Source organism: Oerskovia sp. NPDC056781 (assembly GCF_042789955.1).
GTDB classification, from domain to species: Bacteria; Actinomycetota; Actinomycetes; order Actinomycetales; family Cellulomonadaceae; genus Oerskovia; species Oerskovia rustica.
The window spans coordinates 1-4,703 of the sequence record NZ_JBHUAD010000276.1 but is presented as its reverse complement, the minus strand read 5'-3'; the positions used below and the strand labels follow the sequence as shown (position 1 = coordinate 4,703).

Here is a 4,703-nt window from a genome sequence, read left to right as displayed (position 1 = left end):
GCTCCTGGGACGTCCGTGAGGACGGACGCCAGACGACGAGAGGGAGAACCGTGACCGTGCACCACAGCGCAGCACCAGCACCCGTCCGCGAGCTGTCGGAGGCAGGTGTCTCCATCTGGTTGGACGACCTCTCCCGAGAACGGCTGCGCAGCGGCGGGCTCGCCGACCTCATCACCTCCCGCGCCGTCGTCGGCGTCACGACCAACCCCACGATCTTCGCGGGCGCGCTCGCCACGGGCGACGCCTACGACGCGCAGCTCGCCGAGCTCGCCGCCGCCGGGACCGACGTCGAGGCCGCGGTCGAGCGGATCACGACGGACGACGTGCGCGCCGCGGCCGACGTCCTGCGCCCCGTGTACGACGCGACCGACGGCGTCGACGGGCGCGTGTCGATCGAGGTCGACCCGCGCCTGGCGCGCGACGCCGACGGCACGGTCGCGACCGCAGTGCGCCTGTGGGAGACGGTCGACCGCCCCAACGTCCTCATCAAGATCCCCGCGACCGTCGAAGGGCTCGACGCGATCGAGCGAACCCTGGCACGCGGCATCAGCGTCAACGTGACGCTCATCTTCTCCCTCGCCCGCTACCACCAGGTCATGGACGCGTTCCTGTCCGGCGTGGAGCAGGCGCGCGACGCCGGGCACGACGTGACGCGCATCGCGTCGGTCGCGTCGTTCTTCGTCTCGCGCGTCGACTCGGCCGTCGACTCCGCCCTGACGGCGATCGGGACCCCCGAGGCCCACGACCTGCGCGGGCGCGCCGCGATCGCCAACGCGAGGCTCGCGTACGAGGCCTACGAACAGGTCGTCCAGACCGACCGCTGGCGCACCCTCGAGGCCGCTGGCGCCCACCCGCAGCGCCCTCTGTGGGCCTCGACGGGCGTCAAGAACCCCGACTACCGCGACACCATGTACGTCGACGAGCTCGTCGCCCCGGGCGTCGTGAACACCATGCCGCAGACCACGCTCGACGCGTTCGCCGACCACGGCGTCGTGCTCGGGAACACCGTCGCGGGCACGTACACGGCCTCGCGCTCGGTCCTCGAGACCATCGAGTCGTTCGGCGTCTCGCTCGTCGAGGTCACCCAGCGCCTCGAGGACGAGGGCGTCGAGAAGTTCGAGGCGAGCTGGTCCGACCTGCTCGCGACCGTCGAGGACGGCCTGGCCCGCGCGGCCGGCGACGCGTCGTGACCCGCTCCTTCCACCCGGGGCCCACGACGGCCGACACGGTCGTGGACGTCCTCCGGGCACGCCCCGACCACCGCCTAGGCTCTACCCCGGTCCGCAGGACGGACCTTTCGACCATTCCAGCCCACGCCGACGAGAACGGTGACATCAGTTGAGACCGGCAAAGATCAGCGCAGAGCACAACCCGCTGCGCGACCCGCGTGACCTTCGACTCCCCCGCATCGCCGGGCCCTGCGGCCTGGTGATCTTCGGCGTCACGGGCGACCTCGCCCGCAAGAAGCTCATGCCCGCCGTGTACGACCTCGCCAACCGCGGGCTGCTCCCGCCCGGCTTCGCGCTCACGGGCTTCGCCCGGCGCGACTGGGAGGACCAGGACTTCGCCCAGGTCGTCCACGACGCCGTCAAGCAGTACGCACGCACGCCGTTCCGCGAGGCGACCTGGAAGCAGCTCGCCGAGGGCATCCGCTTCGTCCAGGGCGAGTTCGACGACGAGCAGGCGTTCGAGCGCCTGCGTGCCACGGTCGAGGACCTCGACAAGGAGCGCGGCACGGGCGGCAACCACGCGTTCTACCTGTCGGTCCCCCCGAGCGCGTTCCCGCTGGTCTGCGAGCAGCTCTCGCGATCGGGTCTGTCGAAGTCGAGCGAGGACGCCTGGCGTCGCGTGGTCATCGAGAAGCCGTTCGGTCACGACCTGCACAGCGCTCGCGAGCTCAACGACGTGGTCTCGAAGGTCTTCGACCCCGACTCGGTCTTCCGCATCGACCACTACCTGGGCAAGGAGACCGTCCAGAACATGCTGGCGCTGCGGTTCGCCAACCAGCTCTACGAGCCCATCTGGAACGCGAACTACGTCGACCACGTCCAGATCACCATGGCCGAGGACATCGGCATCGGCGGACGTGCGGGCTACTACGACGGGATCGGCGCGGCACGCGACGTCATCCAGAACCACCTCGTCCAGCTCCTCGCGCTCACCGCGATGGAGGAGCCCGTGTCGTTCGACGCCGAGTCGCTGCGGGCCGAGAAGCTCAAGGTGCTCTCGGCCGTGCGCCTCCCCCGCGACCTGGGGCGTCACACCTCCCGCGGCCAGTACTCGGCCGGGTGGCAGGGCGGCGAGGAGGTCGTCGGGTACCTCGAGGAGGACGGCATCTCGCCCGACTCCACGACCGAGACGTTCGCCGCGATCCGCGTCGACATCGACAACCGCCGCTGGGCCGGGGTGCCGTTCTACCTTCGCACGGGCAAGCGCCTGGGCCGGCGCGTGACGGAGATCGCCGTCGTCTTCAAGTCGGCCCCGCACCTGCCGTTCGAGTCCTCCGCGACGTCCGAGCTCGGCAAGAACGCGCTCGTCATCCGGGTCCAGCCCGACGAGGGCGTCACGATCCGCTTCGGCGCGAAGGTCCCCGGCACCGCCATGGAGGTCCGCGACGTCACGATGGACTTCGGCTACGGGCACGCGTTCACCGAGTCCTCCCCCGAGGCCTACGAGCGCCTCATCCTCGACGTCCTGCTGGGCGACCCGCCGCTGTTCCCGAGCCACGAAGAGGTCGAGCTCTCCTGGAAGATCCTCGACCCCATCACCGCGTACTGGGAGTCCAAGGGCACGCCGGACGCCTACCGCTCGGGGACGTGGGGCCCCGGGTCGGCCGACGAGATGATGGCCCGCGACGGTCGCACCTGGCGGCGACCGTGACCGCGACCGCACCGATCTCCCACCTGTCCCGGATCCCCAGCCGGACCTCGAACTGGAGCCTCACCTCATGATCATCGATCTCCCCGAGACGACGACCAATGCGGTCAACAAGCGCCTCGTGAAGCTGCGCGACGAGGGCGGCGCCGTGGCCCTCGGCCGCGTCCTGACCCTCGTCGTCCTGGCCGAGGAGGCCGACGTCGAGGACGCGGTCGCCGCCGCCAACGGCGCCTCGCGCGAGCACCCGTGCCGTGTCGTGGTCGTCGCGCCCGCGAACAAGCGCACCGCGGCCCGGCTCGACGCCCAGATCCGCATCGGCGGCGACGCGGGCGCCAGCGAGGTCATCATCCTGCGCCCCTCGGGCCCGCTCGTCGCGCACACCGACACCCTCGTGATGCCCCTCCTGCTGCCCGACGCACCGATCGTGGCCTGGTGGCCCCGGGAGACGCCCGACAACCCGTCGGCGGACCCGGTCGGGCAGATGGCCCACCGCCGCATCACCGACGCCGTCAACGCGGGCAAGTCGCTCCAGACGCTCCAGCGCCTGAGCAGGAGCCACCACCCGGGCGACACGGACCTCGCGTGGACCCGCGTGACCCTGTGGCGCGGCCTCATCGCGGCGGCGCTCGACCAGCCGCCGTACGAGTCCGTCACGGCCGTCGAGGTCGAGGGCGAGGAGCACCACCCCTCGGTCGACGTCCTCGCGGCCTGGCTCGCCCAGCAGCTCAAGTGCCAGGTCAAGCTGGTCCGCCGCCGCGGCGTCTCGGGCATCACGAAGGTGACCCTCGAGCGCAAGGGCGGCGCGATCGTGCTGTCCCGGCCCGACGGCCGCATCGTGACGCTGACCCAGCCGGGCCAGCCGGACCGACGCATCTCGCTGCCGCTGCGCCAGCTCGAGGAGTGCCTGACCGAGGAGCTGCGCCGCCTCGACCCCGACGAGGTCTACGGCGAGGTCCTCACCAAGGGTCTCGCGAGGATCGGCGAATGACGGCCGAGGCAGGGGCCGACGCCCGCGCTCACGGGGCGCGCCTCGTCGTCGTGCACCCCGACGCGGGCGTCCTCGCCGAGGGCGTCGCGGCCCGGCTGCTGACCCGCATCCTCGACATCCAGTCCGTCCGCACGCCCGTCCACGTCGTCCTCACAGGCGGCACGGTCGGGATCAGGTCGCTCGCGGCGGTCGCCGCACACCCCGTGCGCGACGCGGTCGACTGGACCGGCGTGCACCTGTGGTGGGGCGACGAGCGCTTCCTGCCGACGGGCGACCCCGAGCGCAACGAGACGCAGGCACGCGAGGCCCTCGTCGACCACCTGCCGAACCTGCCGCCGCAGAACGTGCACGTGATGCCCGCGCCGGGCGACGGCGTCGGGACCCCCGAGGAGTCGGCCGCACTCTACGCGGACGAGCTCTCGCGCTTCACGCCCGACGGCGGCGCGCACCTCGCGTTCGACGTCCTCCTGCTGGGCATGGGCCCGGACGGGCACGTCGCGTCGCTCTTCCCCGGGAACGCGGCCCTCGGCGCCGAAGGGGCGACGACCGGGGTGCACGACTCCCCCAAGCCGCCGCCCGAGCGCGTCTCCCTGACGTTCTCCGCGATCCAGGCGGCCCAGGAGGTCTGGGTCGTGGCCGCGGGAGCGGAGAAGGCCCCCGCGGTCGCCTCCGCCCTGGCGGGCGACCCGGTGACGACGACCCCGGCGGCCGGCGCCCTGGGCACGCAGCGCACGCTGTGGCTCGTCGACGTCGCGGCGAGCCAGCACCACGCGCTGAGCCGCTGAGCCGCTGCGGATACGGCGGACGGCGGCGGAAGCCGACGACAGCACAGCGGGCC

4 protein-coding genes are annotated in these 4,703 nt (G+C 72.3%); all 4 read left to right on the top strand.

What is annotated here, in order from left to right:
- The first annotated feature begins 56 nt into the window (after window positions 1–56).
- Window positions 57–1,190 (top strand): transaldolase, encoded by a 1,134-nt coding sequence (gene tal, locus ACFRCR_RS17015; RefSeq protein ID WP_377679174.1) that lies wholly within the window; start codon window positions 57–59, stop codon window positions 1,188–1,190.
- A gap of 148 nt (window positions 1,191–1,338) precedes the next feature.
- Window positions 1,339–2,880, top strand: a complete 1,542-nt coding sequence (gene zwf / locus ACFRCR_RS17010) for a glucose-6-phosphate dehydrogenase (protein WP_377679172.1) — start codon at window positions 1,339–1,341, stop codon at window positions 2,878–2,880.
- A gap of 67 nt (window positions 2,881–2,947) precedes the next feature.
- Complete coding sequence (gene opcA / locus ACFRCR_RS17005; protein ID WP_336707376.1) at window positions 2,948–3,865, top strand: glucose-6-phosphate dehydrogenase assembly protein OpcA; 918 nt, start codon at window positions 2,948–2,950, stop codon at window positions 3,863–3,865.
- Complete coding sequence (gene pgl, locus ACFRCR_RS17000; RefSeq protein ID WP_377679170.1) at window positions 3,862–4,650, top strand: 6-phosphogluconolactonase; 789 nt, start codon at window positions 3,862–3,864, stop codon at window positions 4,648–4,650. Before opcA ends, pgl begins: the two co-directional genes overlap by 4 nt.
- The last annotated feature ends 53 nt before the right edge of the window (window positions 4,651–4,703 follow it).